18 protein-coding genes and 2 pseudogenes are annotated in these 21477 nt (G+C 48.0%); 10 read left to right on the plus strand and 10 right to left on the minus strand.

The genetic code is table 11. The annotated features are described in order from the left end of the window. A pseudogene (locus ACN0VA_RS13580) lies at positions 1-261 on the minus strand (phosphomethylpyrimidine synthase ThiC); the annotation flags it as partial. Positions 262-528: 267 nt separating this feature from the next. Between ACN0VA_RS13580 and ACN0VA_RS13585 the strand changes: the two are divergent. The 9 genes and pseudogenes from ACN0VA_RS13585 (at position 529) to ACN0VA_RS13625 (ending at position 8876) form a co-directional block, all read left to right on the plus strand. After that, positions 529-924: a nuclear transport factor 2 family protein gene (locus ACN0VA_RS13585; protein WP_417821684.1), complete on the plus strand. Its 396-nt coding sequence runs from the start codon at positions 529-531 to the stop codon at positions 922-924. Positions 925-967: 43 nt separating this feature from the next. Further along, on the plus strand, positions 968-2356 hold the full coding sequence (locus ACN0VA_RS13590) for an NAD(P)/FAD-dependent oxidoreductase (RefSeq protein WP_417821685.1): 1389 nt from the start codon (positions 968-970) through the stop codon (positions 2354-2356). Between the two features lie 95 nt (positions 2357-2451). Next, positions 2452-4233, plus strand: coding sequence for a sulfoacetaldehyde acetyltransferase (xsc, locus tag ACN0VA_RS13595; RefSeq protein WP_417821686.1), 1782 nt, complete (start codon positions 2452-2454; stop codon positions 4231-4233). Between the two features lie 176 nt (positions 4234-4409). After that, positions 4410-4595, plus strand: a pseudogene (gene thiS / locus ACN0VA_RS13600) (sulfur carrier protein ThiS); the annotation flags it as partial. A 33-nt stretch (positions 4596-4628) separates the two neighbouring features. Beyond that, positions 4629-5414, plus strand: coding sequence for a thiazole synthase (locus ACN0VA_RS13605; protein ID WP_417821843.1), 786 nt, complete (start codon positions 4629-4631; stop codon positions 5412-5414). Between the two features lie 31 nt (positions 5415-5445). Continuing rightward, positions 5446-6459: a phosphate acetyltransferase gene (pta, locus tag ACN0VA_RS13610; RefSeq protein ID WP_417821687.1), complete on the plus strand. Its 1014-nt coding sequence runs from the start codon at positions 5446-5448 to the stop codon at positions 6457-6459. 27 nt (positions 6460-6486) lie between these two features. After that, on the plus strand, positions 6487-7518 hold the full coding sequence (locus ACN0VA_RS13615) for a YeiH family protein (RefSeq protein ID WP_417821688.1): 1032 nt from the start codon (positions 6487-6489) through the stop codon (positions 7516-7518). Between the two features lie 15 nt (positions 7519-7533). Continuing rightward, on the plus strand, positions 7534-7689 hold the full coding sequence (locus ACN0VA_RS13620; RefSeq protein ID WP_417821689.1) for a hypothetical protein: 156 nt from the start codon (positions 7534-7536) through the stop codon (positions 7687-7689). 11 nt (positions 7690-7700) lie between these two features. After that, positions 7701-8876 carry an LL-diaminopimelate aminotransferase gene (locus tag ACN0VA_RS13625; RefSeq protein ID WP_417821690.1) on the plus strand — a complete coding sequence of 392 codons (1176 nt, stop codon included), beginning with the start codon at positions 7701-7703 and terminating at the stop codon, positions 8874-8876. Between the two features lie 62 nt (positions 8877-8938). Here the strand turns inward: ACN0VA_RS13625 and ACN0VA_RS13630 are convergent, their stop codons facing one another. From ACN0VA_RS13630 to ACN0VA_RS13655, 6 genes are all read right to left on the minus strand, one after another. Continuing rightward, entirely contained in the window at positions 8939-9304 is a 366-nt protein-coding gene (locus tag ACN0VA_RS13630; RefSeq protein WP_417821691.1) for a SirB2 family protein, read from the minus strand. A gap of 25 nt (positions 9305-9329) precedes the next feature. Next, the gene (locus tag ACN0VA_RS13635; RefSeq protein ID WP_417821692.1) at positions 9330-11501 is read right to left on the minus strand and encodes a methyl-accepting chemotaxis protein; all 2172 of its coding nucleotides are present in this window, start codon (positions 11499-11501) and stop codon (positions 9330-9332) included. 85 nt (positions 11502-11586) lie between these two features. After that, positions 11587-12072 carry a universal stress protein gene (locus ACN0VA_RS13640; RefSeq protein WP_417821693.1) on the minus strand — a complete coding sequence of 162 codons (486 nt, stop codon included), beginning with the start codon at positions 12070-12072 and terminating at the stop codon, positions 11587-11589. A gap of 73 nt (positions 12073-12145) precedes the next feature. Continuing rightward, the gene (locus tag ACN0VA_RS13645; RefSeq protein WP_417821694.1) at positions 12146-13486 is read right to left on the minus strand and encodes a TRAP transporter large permease; all 1341 of its coding nucleotides are present in this window, start codon (positions 13484-13486) and stop codon (positions 12146-12148) included. Between the two features lie 18 nt (positions 13487-13504). Next, entirely contained in the window at positions 13505-14047 is a 543-nt protein-coding gene (locus tag ACN0VA_RS13650) for a TRAP transporter small permease (RefSeq protein WP_417821695.1), read from the minus strand. 95 nt (positions 14048-14142) lie between these two features. Further along, positions 14143-15144, minus strand: a complete 1002-nt coding sequence (locus ACN0VA_RS13655) for a TRAP transporter substrate-binding protein (protein ID WP_417821696.1) — start codon at positions 15142-15144, stop codon at positions 14143-14145. A gap of 264 nt (positions 15145-15408) precedes the next feature. Here ACN0VA_RS13655 and ACN0VA_RS13660 point away from each other — a divergent pair, with 264 nt between their 5' ends. Then, positions 15409-16926: a PLP-dependent aminotransferase family protein gene (locus ACN0VA_RS13660; protein WP_417821697.1), complete on the plus strand. Its 1518-nt coding sequence runs from the start codon at positions 15409-15411 to the stop codon at positions 16924-16926. Between the two features lie 5 nt (positions 16927-16931). On the opposite strand, the gene ACN0VA_RS13665 is transcribed toward ACN0VA_RS13660, so the two are convergent. The 3 genes from ACN0VA_RS13665 to ACN0VA_RS13675 all read right to left on the minus strand — a co-directional run bounded on the left by ACN0VA_RS13665 (position 16932) and on the right by ACN0VA_RS13675 (position 21275). Further along, a complete protein-coding gene (locus tag ACN0VA_RS13665) occupies positions 16932-17930 on the minus strand; it encodes a helix-turn-helix domain-containing protein (RefSeq protein ID WP_417821698.1) in 999 nt (332 codons plus the stop codon). Between the two features lie 105 nt (positions 17931-18035). Continuing rightward, positions 18036-19010 (minus strand): alpha/beta hydrolase, encoded by a 975-nt coding sequence (locus ACN0VA_RS13670; RefSeq protein WP_417821699.1) that lies wholly within the window; start codon positions 19008-19010, stop codon positions 18036-18038. A gap of 84 nt (positions 19011-19094) precedes the next feature. Continuing rightward, a complete protein-coding gene (locus tag ACN0VA_RS13675; RefSeq protein WP_417821700.1) occupies positions 19095-21275 on the minus strand; it encodes a TonB-dependent siderophore receptor in 2181 nt (726 codons plus the stop codon). Positions 21276-21477 lie beyond the last annotated feature (202 nt).

The raw sequence follows: 21477 nt of genomic DNA on the forward strand, positions 1-21477 counted from the left end.
GCCTTCATATTCAACTACATCGCCGCGATCCAATATCCACTGGCGGCGCAATTTGGGCAGGCCCACGTTGATATCGATGGTCGCGTTCGGATCACTATAGGGACCGGACGTGTCATAGGTCACAACCGGCTGTTCCCCACCTTCAAGGTGGATACAACGCATGGCGACTGTGACGTCCTCCATCGTGTCAGAACCAAAAAATACTTTCTCTGAACCCGGCAAGGCGCCGGTCGTGATGTTTAGGGGAGAATTGTCTTTCATGTTGCACTCCAATCAAACGAACTGTTGGCATCATACATAAAAAATAATCCGTGTGAGGGGGGGATTGGAACTGGTCTTATCGGTCCGGTCAAACTGGCTTGGCTGGTCCTATTGGTAGAAATGGACTGGCGCTACCGGGATGGGATAGTTCCACGTAACGTAAAACCCAACAGAGCGAGAATGCGCGAATGAGATCTATCCCTGATGCGGCTCTGAACAAGTTGAATTGCACCCTTTGGTGCCAAACAAAGTTTGGAAGGAAACGTAATGACAAAAGAAAACCAAGCAAACGTCGAAACATTGAGCGCCGTATTCGATGCGTTCAACCGCCATGATGCCGATGGCGTGATGATGCATATGACAGATGATGTGGTCTTTGATGCCGCCGGTGGACCAGAAGTCTTTGGGGCACGTTTTACAGGTCAACAAGCCGTTGGCGACGCCTTTCGCGGTGTGTTTGCCACCTTTAAAGATGTGGAATGGGCTGATTGCGTACATTTTGCCTTTGGTGATCGCGGAATTTCCGAATGGGTCTTCAAAGGGACCAAGGATGATGGATCGCGCATTGAGGCCGAAGGGGTTGATCTGTTTACTTTCCGGGATGGCAAAATTGCGTCAAAGCGGGCGTTTCGTAAAGACCGTCCCTTGCTGGGCAGCAAATAACTAAAACGTCATACAATACAAATTGCCTTATAGGGAGGCGTTAATGAATAAGCATGTGACAATAAAAAAAGCTTTAGATGCATACGATCCCCGTTTTGATCCATTAGTTCAGCGGACACCCGGTCACAATCAGGATTATGCGCCGACGTACTGGGTGGCACACGGCGGTGATGCCCCACAAGATGACGGGCCGGTGATGCAGGACATGGATGTGGATGTTGCCATTATCGGGTCCGGTTTTACGGGGCTGGCCTGTGCGGTCTTTTTGGCGCAGGAACACGGGATCAAGGCCCATGTTCTGGAAGCCAACCAAGTCAGTTGGGGCTGTACCAGCCGCAACGGTGGACAGGCACAGAATAATTCCGGTCGTTTGAAACGGTCCCAATGGATTAAACAATGGGGCTTGGAAACAGCGCTGAAGTTACATAAAGACATTGAAGAAGGGTTTGAAACCTTCGAAGAGCTGATCAAAGATATTGATTGTGATGCGGTTAATGCCGGTCATCTTTATGTCGCCCATCGTCCCAAGGTCTTAAAGACGTTGGAGGCTGAGGTCGAATTGATGAACAAGACTTTCGGCTATAAATCCCGCATGGTCAGCAAGGCAGAACTGCATTCCGATTGGGTCAAAGAAGCCAACGGTCATGGGGCCATGCTGGAACCAACCGGGATTGGGGTTCAACCCGTCAAGGTCGCTTATGGGTATCATCGCAAGGCCCGTGCCTTGGGGGCGAAAATCCACACTTCCAGCCCGGTTGAAGGATGGGAAACTATTAACGGGGTTCATCACTTAAGAACGCCCGGTGGGATTGTACGTGCCCGTGCTGTTGCGATTGCAACGGGGGGCTATACAACGCAAACCCTGCATAAATCCCTAAAGAACCGTTTTATGCCGATCATGTCCAATAATATGGTGACCCGTAAGTTAAGTGATGCGGAAGTTGAAGCATGCGGGTTTAAGTCGAACATCATTATGACCGATACCCGGACTTTGCGTCATTATTATCGCCTGTTGCCGGATCAACGTTTGCAAATTGGCAGTCGGAGCGCCATTACCGGGGCGGATGCGGGCAATCGCAAGCATTTTGAAAGGTTAGTTGCTGGAAAAGATGCCAAGTTCCCGGCCTTAAAAGGAATTGATATTGATTATTCCTGGTGGGGCTGGGTGGATGTCAGTCACGATATGATGCCGCGAATTTTCCAACCCAATGCGCAGGAACAGATTTTCTATGCGCTTGGATATGGCGGGAATGGTGTGATGTCGTCGGCTCATGCCGGGCGGCGTATGGCACAGCTTGTCGCAGGGAAACCGATCCCGAAAGAGTTGCCGATATATAACAGTCCGCTGCCCTATGAGGTTTTTGCACCGTTCCGTCGGATCGGTCAACGTATGCTCTATGTCTGGTATGGCCTGCGCGACAACTATCTATAGATAATCGATTGAAAATTTAAACGAAATCAGGCGTTCACAGGTGACGTGCGTCTGGAATAAACGACCCCCCTACACAGTGAGAGGAATATTGAGTCATGGTAAAAATGACAACAGAAGAAGCGTTCATTAAAGTTCTGCAAATGCATGGGATTGAACATGGGTTCGGGATTATCGGTTCTGCCATGATGCCGATTTCAGACCTGTTCCCCGAAGCGGGCATTACATTTTGGGATTGTGCCCATGAAACCAATGCCGGGTTGATTTGTGATGGGTACACCCGTGTAACCGGCAAAATGGCTATGGCAATTGCGCAAAATGGGCCGGGGATTACAGGTTTTGTGACCCCGATCAAAACGGCCTATTGGAACCATACGCCCATGTTGCTGGTGACCCCGCAAGCTGCGAACAAGACCATCGGCCAAGGTGGTTTTCAGGAAGTGGAACAAATGCGTATGTTTGCTGATTGCGTTTGTTACCAAGAAGAAGTGCGTGATGCCTCCCGTATCCCCGAAGTTTTGAACCGCGTGATTGAAAAAGCAATTCGGGGATCAGCGCCGGCGCAAATCAACGTGCCGCGTGATTTCTGGACACAGGTTATTGATGTGGACCTGCCGCAAATCGTTCGTCTGGAACGTCCCGCCGGTGGTGTTCAGGCGGTCAGTGAAGCCGCAAAACTTCTCTCTGATGCGAAGTTTCCGGTGATCTTGAATGGCGCCGGTGTTGTGATCGGTGATGCGATTGAAGCGTCTAAAATGTTGGCGGAACGATTGGATGCGCCGGTTTGCTGTGGCTATCAACATAACGATGCTTTTCCGGGCAGCCACCGTCTGTCTGTTGGTCCGTTGGGCTATAACGGATCAAAGGCAGCCATGCAGTTGATTGCCAAGGCTGATGTGATTTTGGCACTGGGCACCCGCTTGAACCCGTTTTCCACCCTGCCGGGTTATGGCATTGATTACTGGCCGAAAGATGCAAAAGTCATTCAGGTTGACATCAATTCCGATCGGATCGGGTTGACCAAGAAAGTTGCCGTGGGCATTCAAGGTGATGCGAAACTGGTTGCGGAACAAATTTTGGCGCAATTATCAGAAACAGCCGGGAATGCAGGACGTGAAGACCGTGTTGCCCTGCTCCACCAGACCAAATCGGCCTGGGCGCAGGAATTGTCCAGTCTGGACCATGAAGAAGATGATCCGGGTACTGTTTGGAACGCCGAAGCCCGCAAGCGTGATTCAGGTCTCATGTCGCCGCGTCAGGCATGGCGTGCGATTCAGGCCGGTATGCCGCAAGAGGTGATCATTTCATCTGATATCGGCAACAACTGCGCGATTGGCAACGCTTATCCGACTTTTGAAAAGGGTCGTAAATATCTGGCACCGGGTCTGTTTGGTCCGTGTGGTTACGGTTTTCCGGCTATTTTGGGGGCCAAAATCGGTCAGCCGGATACGCCCGTTATCGGTTTTGCCGGGGATGGTGCGTTTGGGATTTCCATGAACGAGATGTCGTCTTGTGGTCGTGAAGAATGGCCGGGCATTACGATGGTCATTTTCCGTAACTATCAATGGGGTGCAGAAAAACGCAACACGACCTTATGGTACGACAATAACTTTGTTGGAACTGAGCTTAACCGCAATATGAATTACGCAAAAGTGGCGGAAGGCTGCGGTTTGAAAGGTGTTCAAGTCAGCACACCGGAAGAATTAACCGCTGCGATCAAGCAATCTTGCGAAGATCAGGCTAAAGGCGAAACCACCTTCATTGAAGTTCTACTCAATCAGGAACTGGGGGAGCCGTTCCGCCGTGATGCCATGAAAGCGCCGGTGGCGGTTGCCGGTGTCAACAAGTCGGACATGCGCCCGCAAAAAGGGGCTGTCTAACATCAGATTTGGGGAATGAGTTCATTTCTCCCAAAGCCCGCCAGCCGGGGTCGGACATTCTCCCGGCTGGTCTCCCTACCACCTCGTGAGGTTCGCCTCCCCTTGCGGTTTCTTTCGACATTGATCCATTGGATCGAAACCGCAAGGGTCCTTTTTCAACAGCAGAGGAAAAAGATATGAAAATCACTATTAACGGGCAGGAAACCTCATTTGAGGCCCCCTTGAATGTTACTGGAATTCTAGATCATATCGGTTATCAGGCTGGCCGGGTTGCCGTTGAACGGAATTTGGAAATTGTGCCGAAATCCCAATATGACACTCTGACTCTATGCGATGGCGATAAGTTGGAAGTCGTGCGTATTATTGGCGGGGGCGATCATACGGAAACGTCAACCATATCAGAAACGATACCGGATGAAGACTTTGTCGTTGCTGGACGGCGTTTTAAAAGCCGTTTAATCACCGGAACCGGAAAATACGAAACTTATAAATTGAATGCAGAAGCGGTCGAAGCTTCTGAATGTGAAATTATTACGGTTGCCGTGCGTCGCGTGAATTTGACGCAACCCGATGAGCCGTTGTTAATGGATTATCTTGATCCCAACAAATACACGTTTATGCCCAACACGGCAGGGTGTTTTACGGCTGATGATGCGCTGCGGACCCTGCGTCTGGCGCGCGAAATTGGTGGTTGGGATTTGGTGAAGCTGGAAATATTGGGCGATCCCAAGACGCTTTACCCCCGTATGCCGGAAACACTTGAAACCCTGAAAGTACTGATCAAGGAAGGGTTTGATGTGATGGTCTATTGTTCGGACGATCCTAATTTCTGCAAAGCACTGGAAGAAGAAGGCGCCCGTGCCATCATGCCGCTGGCGGCCCCTATTGGTTCGGGACTGGGGATTTTGAACCCGGTGAACCTGCGCATTATCAAAGAAAATGCCAATGTGCCGGTAATTGTGGATGCCGGTATCGGTACCGCGTCCGATGCGGCACAAGCAATGGAACTGGGCTGTGATGCCGTGATTATGAATACAGCCATTGCCGAAGCCCAAAATCCTGTACGTATGGCCAACGCCATGAAACATGCGGTCCTTGCCGGGCGTGATGCTTATTTGGCGGGACGTATGCCCAAAAAGAAATATGCCGATCCGTCCAGTCCTTTGGCTGGTTTGATTTAGGCAAGACATAAAGAAAACAGGGAAGCCGAAAATGAAACCGTTTGATGATCTGGTGGCCAGAGCCAAAAACAACCCAAAACATATCGTTCTGGCGGAAGGGGAAGACCCGCGTGTAATCGAAGGTGCATTACGTGCTGTTCACGGTGGTTTGGCCTATGTGACCTTGTTAGGTCGTAAAGAAAATATTCTTTCGCAGATCTCCGAAGATATTTTAGAGGATGGCCGGGTTCAGATTACAGACCCGCAGGCTTCCAAATACGAAGAACTTTTTGTGCAGGAACTGGTTTCTTTGCGCAAACATAAAGGGATGAATGAAGAAAAAGCCCGTTTGGAAATCCAAAAACCGCAAAATTTTGCCAACTTAATGGTGCGTCTGGGGTTTGCGGACGGTTCGGTTGCTGGTGCGCAACTGACGACGGCGGACGTGGTGCGTTCTGCCATCCAAATCATTGGTGTGGATCCGCGTTATTCCATGATTTCCAGTTTCTTCATCATGATGTTGTGTGAGCCTTTTCACGATATGAAGGGGGCCTTGGTCTTCGCCGACTGTGGTCTTGTTGTGACCCCCAGTGAAGAGGAACTCACGCAAATCGGCATTGCGGCGGCAGATAGTGCATCGACTCTGCTGGCACTTGAGCCTCGCATTGCCATGCTTTCTTTCTCAACGAAAGGAAGTGCAACCCATCCGCATGTAGACAAGGTGAACCATGCTGCAGATCGTATCAAGGCATTACGCCCTGATCTGCATGTGGATGGGGATTTGCAGCTTGATGCCTCGATTGTACCGAGTGTGAGCGAAAGCAAAGCACCGGGTTCCGACGTTGCCGGACATGCCAATGTTTTAATCTTCCCGGACCTTGAGGCGGGGAATATTGGCTACAAAATGGCTGAGCGTATCGGAAAAGCCAAAGCGATTGGCCCTATTTTACAAGGGCTTGCTAAGCCAGCGAATGATTTGTCGCGCGGTTGTGACAGTGACGCGGTTTATCGCATGATTGCCGTGACCGTCGTGCAGGCACAGGCGCAAAACAAAGAAGAAGTTTAATACCCTCGCGATAAAAAGAGAAAAACAATGACTGAAACGACCCTGAAAGCTGAAATGAATTTCTTAAGCAAAGTCACCCGTTTGTTTCCGGGCTTGGCGATTTGTCTGATTGTCGCGGCGGCTGCGAAATTTTTGTCCGAACATTACGGCGCACCGCAAATGTTATTTGCCTTATTACTGGGGATGGCGCTGCATTTTTTGATGGAAGATGCGGCCTGTAAACCCGGTATTGAATCGGGTGCGAAAATTGTTCTGCGCACAGGTGTCGCCTTGTTGGGATTACGCATTACGGTGGACCAAGTCGTTGGATTGGGGCTCGCCCCTATCCTGTGGGTGGCCGGCGGTGTCTTTCTGACGATTATCTTTGGGGCGCTTATGAATAAATTGATGGGGCGGACCGTTCGTTTCGGAATTTTAAGTGGCGGTGCCGTTGGTATTTGCGGGGCTTCTGCGGCTTTGGCGATTTCATCCATCATGCCGAAATCGGATCGTCAGGAACGTAATACCATTTTTGCCGTTTTAACGGTCACGACCCTGTCCACCATTGCCATGATTGCCTATCCGATTATCTGCACGGCACTGGATTTAACACCAGAACAGGCTGGCCTGTTTTTAGGGGGCACCATCCATGATGTTGCGCAGGTTGTCGGGGCCGGGTATGGCCTGTCCGATGCGACGGGGGATATCTCGACAATCACCAAGCTGTTTCGTGTTGCCTTGTTGGTACCGGTGGTTTTTGTTTTGGGTGTTGGTTTTAAAATCTGGGCGTCAAAGCAAGATGACGTGGAAGTCGACAGCGGTAAATTACCCGTTCCATTCTTTGTTATCGGGTTTTGTATCCTCGTTTTCTTTAATACGATGGGGTATGTGCCGACGTCGGTTCAGGAACCTTTGATTACAGCGTCCGGCTGGTGTCTGGTGACAGCGATTTCAGCGCTGGGCATTAAAACATCCATGAAATCTTTGGTCGAGGTCGGCTTCGGTCCGGTTGCCCTGATGATCGCGCAAACAGCCTTTATCGCCATTTGGGTACTGTTGGGTATCCTTTATGTCCTCTAAACGGGAGAAAGCAACATGAGTGATGACAAAAAAGAAACGGAAAAACCTGCGACGGATAATTCTTTAAAACAAAAGAAAGAACAAATCCCGACAGATAAACTACCGTCGTCAAATAAACAGGAAAGTGAGAACCCATCGGACAAATTGCCCGGTGGGGGCCTTTATAGTTAAGGAAAAATAAAATGGATCAGGAATTTCACAACGTCAGACGTCTCCCCCCTTATGTCTTTGCCGAAGTCGATGCGCTTAAAATTCCGGCGCGTGCAGCCGGGGAAGATATTATTGATCTGGCGATGGGAAATCCGGATCGCCCGCCCCCTCAGCATATCGTGGATAAACTGATTGAAACGGTTGCTGACCCGCGTACCCATCGTTATTCCAATTCGCGCGGGATTCCGGGACTGCGTAAAGCTCATGCCCATTATTACATGCGTCGTTTTGGGGTGGAGATTGACCCGGACAGCGAAAATATTGTGACCCTGGGGTCCAAGGAAGGATTGGCAAATCTGGCAAGCGCCATTTCTGCCCCCGGTGATGTGATGCTGGTGCCAAACCCCAGTTATCCGATCCATCCTTTTGGTTTTATTATGTCCGGTGCGTCGGTGCGCAATATTCCCATCATACCGGATCAAACGTTTTTTGAGGCGTTGGAACGGGCGGTCAAACATTCCGTACCCAAGCCAACCGCATTGATTTTAAACTATCCGAACAATCCGACAGCGCAACTGGCCAACCTTGAATTTTATGAACAGGTCGTCGATTTCTGCCGTTTTCATGGCATCTGGATTTTATCTGACCTTGCCTATTCTGAAATCTATTACAACGAGACACCGCCACCGTCTGTTTTGCAGGTCAAAGGCGCCAAAGATGTCGCCATCGAATTTACGTCCATGAGCAAGACCTACAATATGCCCGGCTGGCGGATTGGGTTTGCTGCGGGTAACAAAAAACTGGTTGGGGCGTTGACGCGAATAAAATCTTATCTCGATTATGGGGCATTTACCCCGGTTCAGGTGGCGGCGACCGCTGCTTTGAACGGTCCGCAAGATTGTGTGGAAGAAATTCGCCAAACCTATAAAGAACGCCGGGATGTCTTGATCAATGGATTAGCGGCGGCTGGCTGGGATATCCCGTCACCTGAGGCCGGCATGTTTGCTTGGGCGCCTATTCCTGAAAAATTTGCGCATCTTGGTTCATTGGAATTTTCCAAACAGCTCTTGCGCGAAGCCAAGGTTGCCGTTGCACCGGGGGTCGGGTTTGGCGAACACGGAAACAGTCATGTCCGCATCGGGTTGGTAGAAAATACACAACGTCTGCGTCAAGCGATCCGTAACATCAAGGTGTTTCTGAACAGTTGATAAGATATGCATCGTATTTAAGAAGGCCTGCTCCTTGTGATGAGGGCAGGCCTTTTGTTTATTTAAAGGATAAACGGGGTATGGGATTTGGCAATGACGAAGGTTGCCAGAAAAGCTGCGATGCTCAAGCTACAGAATATCACACGGGGCAGGGGGGATGTCGTGGGTTTCAAGGCGATTAACCCCAAACCGATATAAAGGATCAGTCCAATGACTTTTTCGGTGATCCAGTTGCCGGGCAATGTTGTTGCTTGTGCGAGAAAGACAGCACTGACAACAACCATCACCATACTGACTAAGGTCAGCAACAGGATGATTTTGTGATTGGTGAGGGACGGACGGGTGAAACTTAGCACGGAACGTCCAAAGAAAAGGAAGAGACTGAGTGCCAAAAAGGCGAGATGAATTTTAAGCCAGTACGTTTCCATTTATATTATTCTCCTGTGTGTAAAATTATTGTCTTATCTTTTTAAGAAAATCTTCGACCTCGCACGTAAGGTCCGATGACGTGCCGCCCAACTCACCTGCAACATTTACTAACGTGGTGGCCGCCGTCCCGGATTGGCTGGAGATATGAGCCACACTTTCAATACTTGATGAAATTTGCTGACTGCCTTGGGCGGCATCCTGAACGGTGTGGCTGATTTCGCGGGTGGCGGCGCCTTGTTGTTCCACTGCGCTGGAAATACTGGTGGAAATTTCATCAATTTGGCGAATGGTCTGTGTGATCCCGGCATTGGCCTGCACGGCTGTGTTGACTTCGCCTTGAATGGCGGCAATCAGGCCAGCGATATCCTGTGTTGCCAATGTTGTTTGTGTGGCAAGGTTTTTGACCTCGGATGCAACAACGGCAAATCCTTTTCCGGCTTCCCCTGCACGTGCAGCTTCAATGGTGGCGTTGAGGGCCAAGAGATTGGTTTGATCGGCAATATCGTTGATCAGGTTGATGACATCACCAATTTTTTGCGATCCGTGATAGAGGGATTGCATGACATCATGCATGTTCTGGGCTTCCAGAACGGCGGCGCCTGAAATTTGTGTAGATTGGGCCACTTGTCGGCTGATTTCCTGAATGGAACTGCTGAGTTCTTCGGTGGCGGAGGCCGCACCGTTCATATATCCACTGACCTGATCGGCAAGGCCGGATACATGATGACTTTCTTTTAGGACCTGATCCGCGATGGTATGCATGTTTTTGGAATGTTGATTGACCACCTGACTGACTTGGGACAGTTGCTGCATAAATCCACCGACAGAATTATCGAAATCATCAGCCAGTTGTAATTCGCCTTCGCGTTTATGGCGGGCGGCGGCTGTGCGTTCATCTGCCATACGTTGATCTGCGGCGCGGGCGTCTTTGGCTGTTTCACGTAAAATGCGCAAAGCTTTCCCCATTTCAGACAGTTCGTCGTTGCCATCACGGTGAATGCGGGTTTCCAAGTTGCCGCTGGAAATATCGCGCATGGCATGGGCGAGCAGATACAAGCGATGTACGATGTTGCGCCCGATATATAACCAGCTGACCAAAACGGTAATGCAGATGGACAGCAGGGCAAGACCGATCAACAGATAGTTGGTGCGTTCTGCCAATGTCTTGTTCGCGGCTTTACTTTGGTCCAGTTTGGCATTGACCAATGTGACAACTTCTTCCACGTGGCTATTTAATTGACGGGCGGTTGCACGACTTTCTTCCAACAATGTTTGGGCCTGTTGATTGGTTTCCAGTTCTTTTTGCCGATTATCCAGAACGTTGTGTTCGCCTTTACCCAATTGAACAAATATATCGTATAGCTCAGTCAGTTTTGTGAGATCGGCTTTGGCTTTTTTTAGTTGGTTCAATTGATTGGCAACTGAAGATAAAGATTGCAGGTAACGGGTTCTTATCTCTGAAATGTCGTCATGCGTTTGGCTTTCCATTGCTTCTAAAAGATGACTGAGCAACAGGTTTGCATCAGCCTTGAAATTCAGGCTGGCTTGCATCGTGTTCATGGCGCTCATGCTTTTTTGTGTCGCGCCGTCTATATCGATATCCGAGCTGCCTTGTTGAACTTCGTCAAACATATCGGCCCAACCGAGATTGGTGAACAGCAAGGTTGATTTGGCCCGCTGTGCGATCGGTTTAATGTGTGTTTGTAAGGCCGTGCGACTATCTAAAATAAGGTCTGCGTTTTTTTGACGTTCATTGCGCATAGAAAGGCGAACACTCAGAAGGCGGTTGATCTCTTCCAGATTGTTCCAGATACGGGTATGACTGTCTTTCAGCGCGTTGATTTCAGCCGTATCAGGAAGTTGACTTTCAAGAAGAAGGATCTTGCGGGAAAGGGACTGATGTGCCGTTTGTAATTTGGCGTAGACCTGTTCACCTTGCTGGATGGTGCCGGAAGAAAACAGTAAGGGGGCAGCGCCTGTTAAATCAACGCTATCGCGCGACAGTTCAAGTGCGGACTTTATGGTTGGAATGTCATGTTCCAAGACTTGAAACTGGCTTTCGTTGACGTCGCTGAGGCTTTTCCACGAAACACCGGCCGTGATAATGCTAAGGGCGGCAAGACCGCTGAACGAAAGCAGAAGTTTCGCCCCAATACCAAAACGGAAAGTTCTTTGGGGCGGATTTTGAGACGACATAACCTGTTCCTTTCCCAACATGGTTTGAAAAAAGGTTAAAAACAAACAAAGGAAAGGCCGGGTTTAACCGACCTTTTTATGGCACTTAAGGTAAGGGAACAATCAGCGTGGGAATGCGGGATCGTCGCAGGACACTTTTGGCGACACTGCCGAGAAACGTATGTGTCAGCCCTTTTTCATGGGCCCCCATTACAATCAGGTCGCATCCGAGCTTGACGGAGCTCTTTAGAATTTGCTCTGCCGGGTAAGCCTCAATGACGTTAATGGATTTGATTTGTTTGCGCACAGCCTGATCTTCTTCGGGAAGGTCGTTGAAAAAATCATCATGGCATTTATCTAAATGGGCACGTGCAGTTTCTTCGCGTGCCTCCAGCAAATCATGACGGCCTTTGGAGCTCATCATATAGGACTGGATAGCGACTTTTGCATCACTGGGCAGTTCGACGACAACATGCAGGATATGGATCTCTGCGTTGGTCATCTTGGCCAGATAGCTTGCATGTTTAAAGGCATATACGGCATTTTGGGAAAGATCCGTACAGTAGAGAATTTTACTTACAGTACAATCCATTATAGGAATCCTTTCTATAAAGATGGGCACCTCTCCCCGCCTTGAGGAGGGACAGCGGGGAGAGGGTCAGAGGCTAATATCCAAGGACTCTTGGTAGCCACAGTGTCAGGTCAGGGAAGAAGGCAATGATGAACACGGCAATGATTGAGGTGAATGCAAACGGCAAGGCCCGCAGGCTGATCTCTTCAATCGTGATGTTGGAAATGCCGGAGGCAACAAACAGGTTTTCCCCCAAGGGTGGCGTTTGAAAACCAATGGCAAGACAGCTGACCATCACAATACCGAAGTGAATGGGATCAATTCCCAGACTATAGGCAATCGGTAAAAGAACGGGGGTCAGGATCAAGATCGTCGCCAAGGTTTCCATAAACATACCGACAAACAGAAGGAAACCAATGAGGACAAACCAGATAATATATATATTGTCTGTTGCACTCAGAAGGGCTTGCGCAATAATCGCCGGGATTTGGTTTTCAACCAGTAATCTGCCAAAAACAGTTGCGGTAAACAGGATCAACAAAACACGCCCTGTCAGCCAGGTTGTTGCTTCCAATCCATTAAATAAATCCTGAATGCGCAGTTCGCGGTGGATAAACACACCAACAAATAAGGTGTAGAAAATGGCAACAATTGCGGCCTCTGTCGGTGTGAAAAAGCCTGTGTAAATTCCGCCAAGGATCACAAGGGGCGCCATCATCGACCAAAACCCATCTTTGAAAGCTGTGGTGATTTTACTAAGGGACCAGCCGCTTGCGGTTCCTTTGTAGCCATAATGACGACAGAGGAAATAGTTCATAATTAGCAAACTGATGGAAATTACCAATCCCGGTACAAAGCCCGCAATGAACATTTTCGGTATGGAAACTGATTGGAATTGGCCGAATTTTTCAATGGCATCTGCCGGTGGGCGCATACCCAATGCGGAAATACCGAAAATAACCATAGGGATAGACGGGGGGATAACCACACCCAATCCACCGGACGAGGCCGTAATGGCAGAGGCAAAACCTTTTTCATAGCCGCGCTTGACCATTGCAGGGATCATTAACATACCGACCGCTGCAGTGGTGGCGGGGCCGGAGCCGGAAATCGCGCCAAAGAACATACAGGCCAGTACGGTGGCTGCAGACATCCCACCGGTAAAAGGTCCGGCAAAACTTTCCGCCAATGTGACAAGGCGTTTGGAAATACCGGCAGCTTCCATCAAGGCGCCCGCCAAAATAAAGGAAGGCAGAGCCATCAAGGGGAAGGAACTAACGGATGTAAAGGCGATTTGAACGAATTTAATCGGGTTTTCGTCGATGTAGAGGAATGAAATAAGGGCGGAGGTTCCCAGGGCAACTGTAATCGGCGCACCGATTAGCAAAAGCGTCAGGAACGATCCGAAAAGGACAAGTACAATTGAAGCTTCCATGTCAGATATTTTCCATTTTTACTTTTGTGCGCTGAGATCGTCATCATCAAGAGCGTCAACCTCGATCTTGTCGGGGTCTTTGATATTGATCCCCTTGACCAGTTTGTAGTAGTTGACCTGAAGAATACGCAAAGTCATGAGCGAGAATGTAATCGGCAAAACCACATAGATGTATTTCATAGGCACACCCAGAGTCTGCGACTTCCAAAACAGGTTCATTTTATTGAAGACAAAGTCGTAACTGAGATAGATGAAAACTGCGTTGAAGGTGATCCAGATAAGATCGGCGAAGGCTTCAATCCATTTTGCGGCGGATTTGGGCAACAGTTTAAACTGGAATGTCACGCGGTTGTGCGCTGACATTTTGGCGGCATAACTGGCGCCAAAGAAAACGAACCAGACAAAGGTGTAGGTTGCGAGTTCTTCACTCCAGGAAATGGAATAACCGAACACTTCGCGTGCAAGGATCTGGATGAAAAGCAGGATAACGAAAAAGCTCAACAGTCCACGGCAAATATAACTTTCGATGTTGTCAAGGAAACGCCAAATTAAAGTGCGCATTTTTGAACTCCATCAGGACACGCGGTTAAAAAGAAAAGGCATATTTTAGACAGAAAAAGGGCATCGACCCGTGTGAGCGACGCCCTTTTAACCTGTTAACGGCCCAAGATTTTGAGAACGTGGTCAAGTTTGTCTTTGCCGCCGATGCTGTCATAGAATTTCGGCCAGACAGCAGAGGTTGCCAGATCGATGAATTCTTTCTCATCATTGGCAGGATCAACAATTTCCATGCCTTTTGAGATCAGGTCTTTTTTGATTGCCGTTTCCTGTTCACGCAGGAATTTTTCACTGTGATCGGTGGCCGCTTTCCCGGCTGCGAGGACGGCTTTCTTTTCGTCATCAGACAAATCCTGGAAAATGGATTCAGAGACGATCAACGGTTCAATAGAGAAAAGATAACGAATGTTGGTGATGTATTTCTGCACCTCGTTAAATTTCATGGCATGAACCGTGATATAAGGGTTGTCCTGACCATCAACGACTTTTTGTTGCAGAGCTGTGAATGTCTCAGACCATGCCATTGGGGTTGCGTTGATCCCCCATGATTTATAGGTATCAAGCATGATCTCGTTTTTCGGAACCCGCACCGTGACCCCTTTTAAATCGGCAACCGTTTTGATCGGTTTTTTGGAGTTGGTCAGAACGCGGAAACCTGAATAAGCCCAGCCGATAATACGAACACCTGCATCCCGGATGGTGTTTTGAACCAGTTCCTGACCCACTTCGCCTTGGGTCAATAGAACGGCTTCATCAAGACTTTGAATAACGTAGGGCAGGGTAAAGACCCCGACACTCGGTGAAAATGGGGTGACGTTATTGATGGCCAGAATGGAAAAGTCCAGTGTTCCAAGGGCGGCTTCGTTCACAGTATCCTGTTCGCTGCCAAGCTGGCCATTGGGGAATAGTTTAACCTTGTGCTTCCCACCTGTACGGGTGGTCATTTCTTCGGCAAATTTTGTTCCCAGCTCCCACTGGGTTCCGCCTGCAGCATCACCGATCGCGACTTTAAACGTTTTTGCAAAACTGTCGGAAGCGGAAAATACCATCATGCTGGCGGCGACACACGCAGCGACGGAAAACTTACGAACCAAACTCATAGAAACCTCCATGTTATACTTAGTATGTTTTATTTTTGAGCGTTGGTCTTCTCTTGTTGTGCTTTCACTCTATGCGTTTCATTTTTTTTTGTTAGGACCAGATGGGGCCAGATGAAGGAACCAGTATGGTGCGACGCAATATTACAAAAATGTAGTTCTAAGTATTTTTATTTTTCAAAAGTTGACATTTATTATATCGACTTGAAATATATATTGGCATTTTAATCATAAAAAAATAACAATTTGCCGAGTGGAGAACAGGAAGTGGCGACACGTATTTCAGACGTAATGTGGAAGCAGTTTTTTGAAAAATTTGCGGCCGATGGGACCAGTTTGCAGGCGCAAATCCGGCAAATGATGGTGTCGGCTATTCTGGATCGCATGCTGCCGATAAACACACCGATCGTATCCAGTCGGAAACTTGCAACGGAGCTGGGGGTGGGGCGCAATACGGTCGTTCTTGCCTATCAACAGCTTTCGGATGAAGGTTATATCGTTGCGCGTGAACGCAGTGGATATTACGTGAACCCGGATGTGCTGGAAGGGCATTTGGGGGCGGAAAAATCAGTTGAACAGGATGAACCCGTTCTACAGGATCAGTTTGTCAATTGGGAACAGCGCCTCAAAATATCGCCGTCGACACAACGCAGTATCGTCAAAGAAGAAAATTGGCAAAAATATCCTTATCCGTTTTTATACGGGCAATTTGATGCCGATCTGTTTCCAACTGCCAATTGGCGTGAATGCTGTATGAAATTGCTCAGTGTGATGGAAATTCGTGATTGGGCACCGGATTTAATCAGTGGGGATGACAGTTCCCTGATTGAACAAATTCGTGAACGCGTTTTACCCCGACGTGGTGTTTGGGCGGAACCTGATGAAATTTTGATTACGGTTGGGGCGCAACAGGCCTTGTATCTGTTGGCAGAAGTTCTTGTTTCCAAGGATACTGTTTTTGGGGTTGAAGATCCCGGCTATCCTGATATTCGCAACATTGTGACCCAGCGTACACCGCACAAAATTCCTTTGCCTGTAGATATGAACGGGTTGATGTTAAGTGAAGATGTCACAAAATGTGACTATATTTTCGTTACCCCGAGCCATCAGTGCCCGACAACGGTTACAATGCCGTTGGAACGTCGCAAGAAACTCCTGCAAATGGCTTCTCAAAATGATTTTGTCATTATTGAAGATGACTATGAAAGCCAGAATAGTTTTTATGAAATGCCAAATCCTGCGTTAAAAAGCATGGATAAGGAAGGGCGCGTGATCTATATCGGCAGCCTTTCTAAAAGTTTGGCACCGGGCTTGCGCCTTGGTTTCATCGTTGCCCCCAAACGTTTGATACGTGAGGTCCGTGCGTTGCGCCGTCTTATGGTGCGTCATCCGGCAATTTTCATTCAACGTACCTTTTCCCTGTTTTTATCATTGGGTTATTTCGATAGCCTGCAACGCAAACATAATCAGGTTTTTAAAGAGCGAGCCGAGGTCATGACCCGTGCGTTGAAAGAGCATATGCCGGATATGACCTTTCACGCCATTATGGGCGGGGCTTCTTGTTGGGTGAGGGGGCCAGACTGGCTGAAATCGCAGGAATTGGCGGATTTGGCAGAAAAAACAGGGGTGTTGATTGAACCCGGTGATATTTTCTTTATGGCGACAAATATCAAATCAAATTATTTCCGTTTGGGTTTTTCTTCTATTCCGCAAAACAAGATTGAACCGGGCATAAAGAAATTGGCCGAAATTCTGAATGAAATGAAGCAGGCAAGAGCGTTATAAACTATTTAAATGTCGCTTAAGTTACTGGGGGAAAAGCCGAAGCATTTTTTGAAAGCGGTGGCGAAGTTTGCCGGGCTGTTATATCCGGCGAGATAGGCGGCTTCGGCAATAGATATCCCGTCGCGTTCCATCAGGGTACGTGCCTTTTCAAGCATAAAGGTGCGAATGAATTTGGATGCAGACATACCGTATGTTTTTGTAAGAAGTCGTTGCAATGAATTGATACTGACACCGACAACATTTGCCAATTCCTTGGTGGAAACTTGATGTCCAAGGTGGTTTTTTAAGTATTGTTCAACGGTTTTTAAACGTTCACGGTCCTGTGGACGCATACTGCCAAGACGATCCGGCTCCCTATGGCCAATAAGTTGTCGAAAGGCTTCTTCAATCAAGGTCAAGACGCGGCTTTCGATATAAAGCATGCGCAGGATTTCGGGCATGCTGCCAGAAGCGATAATCTGTTCCACCATTGCAATGGCATGAGGAGAGGGGATCCAGTTTTTACGCGCAAGATGCGTGTCTGCAAATTGTTTGATGCTATCAATTTCAGAAGAAACACCGGTGAATTTTTTAAGCCAATCGTGTGAGATAGAAATCACAATTTTCTTTATATGACTGCCACGTTTGGCATAACGTTTAAAAAATTCTGTTTTGCGTTGCGAGAAAATGGAAGCCACAGGTTGCCATAACTGGGTTTCCTGATCGAATGTGGGCATGGGAATAGGGTCGCCACCGATATAGGCTTCGATATTGCCTTCCAGAAAAATAGAAAGGCATAGCCGAGGCTGACACTCTCGTACAATTTCTAGATCCTGAAGATCGCTGGCGTTCGAATAATGAACGGACAGACCGTCTTGCAATCTAAAAAAATCAATATTGCCCCGAAGCATTTTATCCTGTTCAAGAATGACAGGCGTTATACTGAACATGGATCGATAGATTGTTTTTTCGATAAGGTCACTTTTTGACACATATTTGTTTAGATCAGTTGAAGACGTAATCATATAAGCATCTTTGCGTTCTGGCTCTGGCATCTTTTCACAAGAAAAGAATAAGTGAAACTTCCTCCTTTAAATAATAATGAGAATTAATATTAATTGCAAGCGGCGTTATTTTATCTTGCCAGCCGTTGCAAATTGCAAGGCCCGTAAAAAGGCAGGTGCATCCGCCAGTGTATGTTCCAGACCTTCATAAACCTCGAATTCAACTGCAACTTTGCCATCTGTTTGCTGGAGCGCCTGATAAAGTGTTTTGGCATTGCTGACCATTTTGTTTTTCAGGAGCCATTCTTTCCGCATATCGGCATTTTTACTGTAGCGTTGCGACCATTGTGTCAATTTTTCCTCATGCCCCCCGACACTTAACCTTAAAGGGATTTTTTGTTTTGAGGCTGGTGATCCAGTATCGTTATGGAAGGCGATTAGCCCTTGCATGGTTTTTTGCGGGTTGAACCAAAGTGAGGGGCTGGAGGCAACAAACTTGTCAAAATGTTCATGTCTGGTGATCAGAGCATGGAGCGTTAACAGCCCCCCTAACGAGTGCCCATATAATGTTTCGACCTCTTTATCAATATTGTAACGACTTTCAACAAAGGGTTTGATTTCCTCAATCAGGATATTCAGGAAATTATCTCCCCCTCCGAGCGCAGGCCAAGGTTGGCTATTGGGCCGTTGCGGTAGATTGTATTTTTCAGCATGAGGGGTCAGGTCGAAGATACGGCGCTGTAACGCCAGTTTTGTATCGCTATACCCAAATGTGACGACGATAGGGGGACGACGGTTTGCGCGCAAGGCCATGCGTGAGACCTGTTGGCTCATGGTTGACATTAACCCCAAGGTCAAATCTGCATCAAAAGCATATAAAACCGGGTAACTTTGTGCAGGATCATATGTCGTCGGTTTTAACACATAGACCTTTAAAGGGAGATCAAGGTTTGGGGATTGAATTTCATATTGGGTTGCTCCTTCAAGGATAACGGGGGAACCTTCTTTTTGAGTTTCTGCCTGTGCATGTGGTGTGCCCATAATGTTGATAAAACAAAACAAGGCTGCGCTGAACACGTAGAATTTGAAAAGATGTCTCATGGGGTCAATGCCGTTTAATCTGAACTGAATATGAAGAGACCGGCAGGGAAATAGCCGGTCTCTAGGTTTAGATATTTCTGTGTTTTAAAATTCCGCCTTCAATTTAAAGCCATAGGTTCGTGGCTTGCCATAGAAGTTGAACAACATTGTCGATCCAACACGTTCGTAATATTTTTCGTTGAAAACGTTATCGACATTGAAGATTGCAGTAACATCTTCGGTTAGTTTGTAGTTCAGGAAAGCATCGACCACAGTATAGCTGGGTGCGTTAATTGTACGCCCGCCTGAAATTGCGGCGAAGTCATCAAAATACTTGAGGCTCCCCCCGGCACTGAGACCGTCCATTTCGTTAAAGTGCGTTCCCACATCGTATTTGGAAAAGATTTGAACCATATGTTTTGGGGTCCAGTAACTGAAAGTCGTCCCGGTTTCCATATCTTTTGTTGTGGTGAAGGTATAGCCGGCAGACACCTCCAAACCGGGCAAAAGACGACCGCTGAGCTCTGTTTCAAATCCTTGAACACGGACTTTACCTTGTGCCAAAGAGAAACCAGCGTTGTTAGGGTCATCGACCGCCCGGTTTTTATCTTCAAGACGGAAGAGTGCAACGGACCCGTTTAGATCGTTTGACAATGTAGACCCTTTCAGACCAACCTCATACTGGTTGCCTGTGCGGGGGTCGATGATATCACCACCGACTTTTGTATTTGTTTGTGGTTGAAAAATTGATGTGTAGGACCCGTAAGCCGTAAAGTTATCGTTGAGATCAAATGTCGCGCCGACGTAAGGGGTAAATTCGGCATCCAGATCGACTTTACTGGTGCGGGCCCCTGTCAGGTTATTGGTAACTTCTGACTCGTACCAGGAAAGACGCCCCCCCGCCATGACCGTAAGCGGTTCCAATGGGGAAACCCGAAACTGACTGTAACCACCATACTGACTGCTGTCTGTGGTTTGATCTGTCGAATAGGTGACGTTTGGTTTTGCAACAGCGGACGTATCCCAATTGAAGATATTGAATGTACCGTTAATATTGGCCAACCCTTGTTTCATATCACTGGTATACCCCCGGTAATCCAGTCCCATGATCAGGTTGGCGTCCATATCTATGAGGGCAAAGGGCTTGCTGATATGAGCATCTACGGCGAGTGAGTCTTCTTCAAAATCACGGGCCAACCAGCGCATTCTGTCAACCTTACCATCTGGGTCGGCTGAATCGAGGGAGAAACCATAGAGGAAATCAACAGAACGATCTGCATATCGCAAGGATGTCTTGACGTGACCACCGTCGTTGAATTTGTGTTCAAGTTCAACGATGTAGTCTTTCACATCGTTGTTAAAGTCGTTCCAATCAAATCCGGTTGTTGTATCGACGGGCAAGTCGATAAGCGTTCCATCGGCATAAGTCGGTAAACCGTTAAACGGTTTAACATCGCGCCCCATATAGTTCAGGCTAAAGGTCAAGGTTGTTGCATCGGTGATATCGGCTTGAAGTGTTCCGTACGCAAGTTCGACACCATTGTCGGTGCCTTTAACCCAACCATCTGATTCAGATTTTGCAGCAACAAGGCGTCCCCGTAGGGCACCGTTTTCGGTGAGAGGGCCGGTAATATCTGCATCGGCGCGATAAGTCCCCCACGATCCGGCGGAAACCGATGCAGAACCGCCAAATTCTTTTTGGGCTTGTTTCAGGCGCATGTTGATTGTGCCGGTGGGTTCGCCTGTCCCTCCATAAAGTCCCTGTGGGCCACGCAAAATTTCAACGTGATCGACAATGGCCATGTCGGGTTGTGTGCCATAAATACTGGAAAGGGGCGCCGCCAAACCGTTAAAATATAGATTGTCGTATTCAAAACCGCGTGAAAAAATACTGGACCGACCATCATCATTTGACAAAACCACAATGCCCGGTGTTTTGCGCAAGGCCGTGTCCAATGATGTATATCCCCCGTCTTCCAGTCGGTCACGTGTAATAACGTGTGTGGATTGAGGGATTTCGCGCACGGTTAACACATCTTTTTCACCAACGCTGACGAGATTACTTGTGTAACTGCCAGTATTTTCCGTTTCATAGCTGGCACCTTGTACGATCAACGGCTCAAGCACCCTATCCTGTGCGCTTTGTTGACTGCCGTGTGACTGCGTTGTTTCGTCCGCATGTCCTGTTGTCGTGATACCCGTCATTGCCAGAAATGTTCCCGTAAGCAACAAGAGTTTCAACGATTTGATGTCCCGGATACTTTCGGCTTGTTTTTTTTCAAACATTATATGCTCCACCTTAATGTCAAAAGCCGAACGCCTGATCCATATGAGGGCAATGAGCCTGCAATCTGAAAAAATATGGAGCAACCGAATGACTTTTGGCATTACCCTCTAAGAAGGGGATAAACCTAATTTTGCCCCTCAAGTAATGAGAGCAATTTGTGTGTCGGATTATTCGAAGTCAGAGGGATTTCGTCAATATGCG

The organism is Terasakiella sp., from assembly GCF_048267425.1.
GTDB lineage: Bacteria > Pseudomonadota > Alphaproteobacteria > Rhodospirillales > Terasakiellaceae > Terasakiella.

What these genes read in the sequence shown, in the direction of transcription:
- ACN0VA_RS13585 (WP_417821684.1), top strand. Translation starts at nt 529, where the DNA reads ATGACAAAAGAAAACCAAGCAAACGTCGAAACATTGAGCGCCGTATTC.
- ACN0VA_RS13590 (WP_417821685.1), top strand. Translation starts at nt 968, where the DNA reads ATGAATAAGCATGTGACAATAAAAAAAGCTTTAGATGCATACGATCCC.
- xsc (WP_417821686.1), top strand. Translation starts at nt 2,452, where the DNA reads ATGGTAAAAATGACAACAGAAGAAGCGTTCATTAAAGTTCTGCAAATG.
- pta (WP_417821687.1), top strand. Translation starts at nt 5,446, where the DNA reads ATGAAACCGTTTGATGATCTGGTGGCCAGAGCCAAAAACAACCCAAAA.
- ACN0VA_RS13615 (WP_417821688.1), top strand. Translation starts at nt 6,487, where the DNA reads ATGACTGAAACGACCCTGAAAGCTGAAATGAATTTCTTAAGCAAAGTC.
- ACN0VA_RS13620 (WP_417821689.1), top strand. Translation starts at nt 7,534, where the DNA reads ATGAGTGATGACAAAAAAGAAACGGAAAAACCTGCGACGGATAATTCT.
- ACN0VA_RS13625 (WP_417821690.1), top strand. Translation starts at nt 7,701, where the DNA reads ATGGATCAGGAATTTCACAACGTCAGACGTCTCCCCCCTTATGTCTTT.
- ACN0VA_RS13630 (WP_417821691.1), bottom strand. Translation starts at nt 9,304, where the DNA reads ATGGAAACGTACTGGCTTAAAATTCATCTCGCCTTTTTGGCACTCAGT.
- ACN0VA_RS13635 (WP_417821692.1), bottom strand. Translation starts at nt 11,501, where the DNA reads ATGTCGTCTCAAAATCCGCCCCAAAGAACTTTCCGTTTTGGTATTGGG.
- ACN0VA_RS13640 (WP_417821693.1), bottom strand. Translation starts at nt 12,072, where the DNA reads ATGGATTGTACTGTAAGTAAAATTCTCTACTGTACGGATCTTTCCCAA.
- ACN0VA_RS13645 (WP_417821694.1), bottom strand. Translation starts at nt 13,486, where the DNA reads ATGGAAGCTTCAATTGTACTTGTCCTTTTCGGATCGTTCCTGACGCTT.
- ACN0VA_RS13650 (WP_417821695.1), bottom strand. Translation starts at nt 14,047, where the DNA reads ATGCGCACTTTAATTTGGCGTTTCCTTGACAACATCGAAAGTTATATT.
- ACN0VA_RS13655 (WP_417821696.1), bottom strand. Translation starts at nt 15,144, where the DNA reads ATGAGTTTGGTTCGTAAGTTTTCCGTCGCTGCGTGTGTCGCCGCCAGC.
- ACN0VA_RS13665 (WP_417821698.1), bottom strand. Translation starts at nt 17,930, where the DNA reads ATGATTACGTCTTCAACTGATCTAAACAAATATGTGTCAAAAAGTGAC.
- ACN0VA_RS13670 (WP_417821699.1), bottom strand. Translation starts at nt 19,010, where the DNA reads ATGAGACATCTTTTCAAATTCTACGTGTTCAGCGCAGCCTTGTTTTGT.
- ACN0VA_RS13675 (WP_417821700.1), bottom strand. Translation starts at nt 21,275, where the DNA reads ATGTTTGAAAAAAAACAAGCCGAAAGTATCCGGGACATCAAATCGTTG.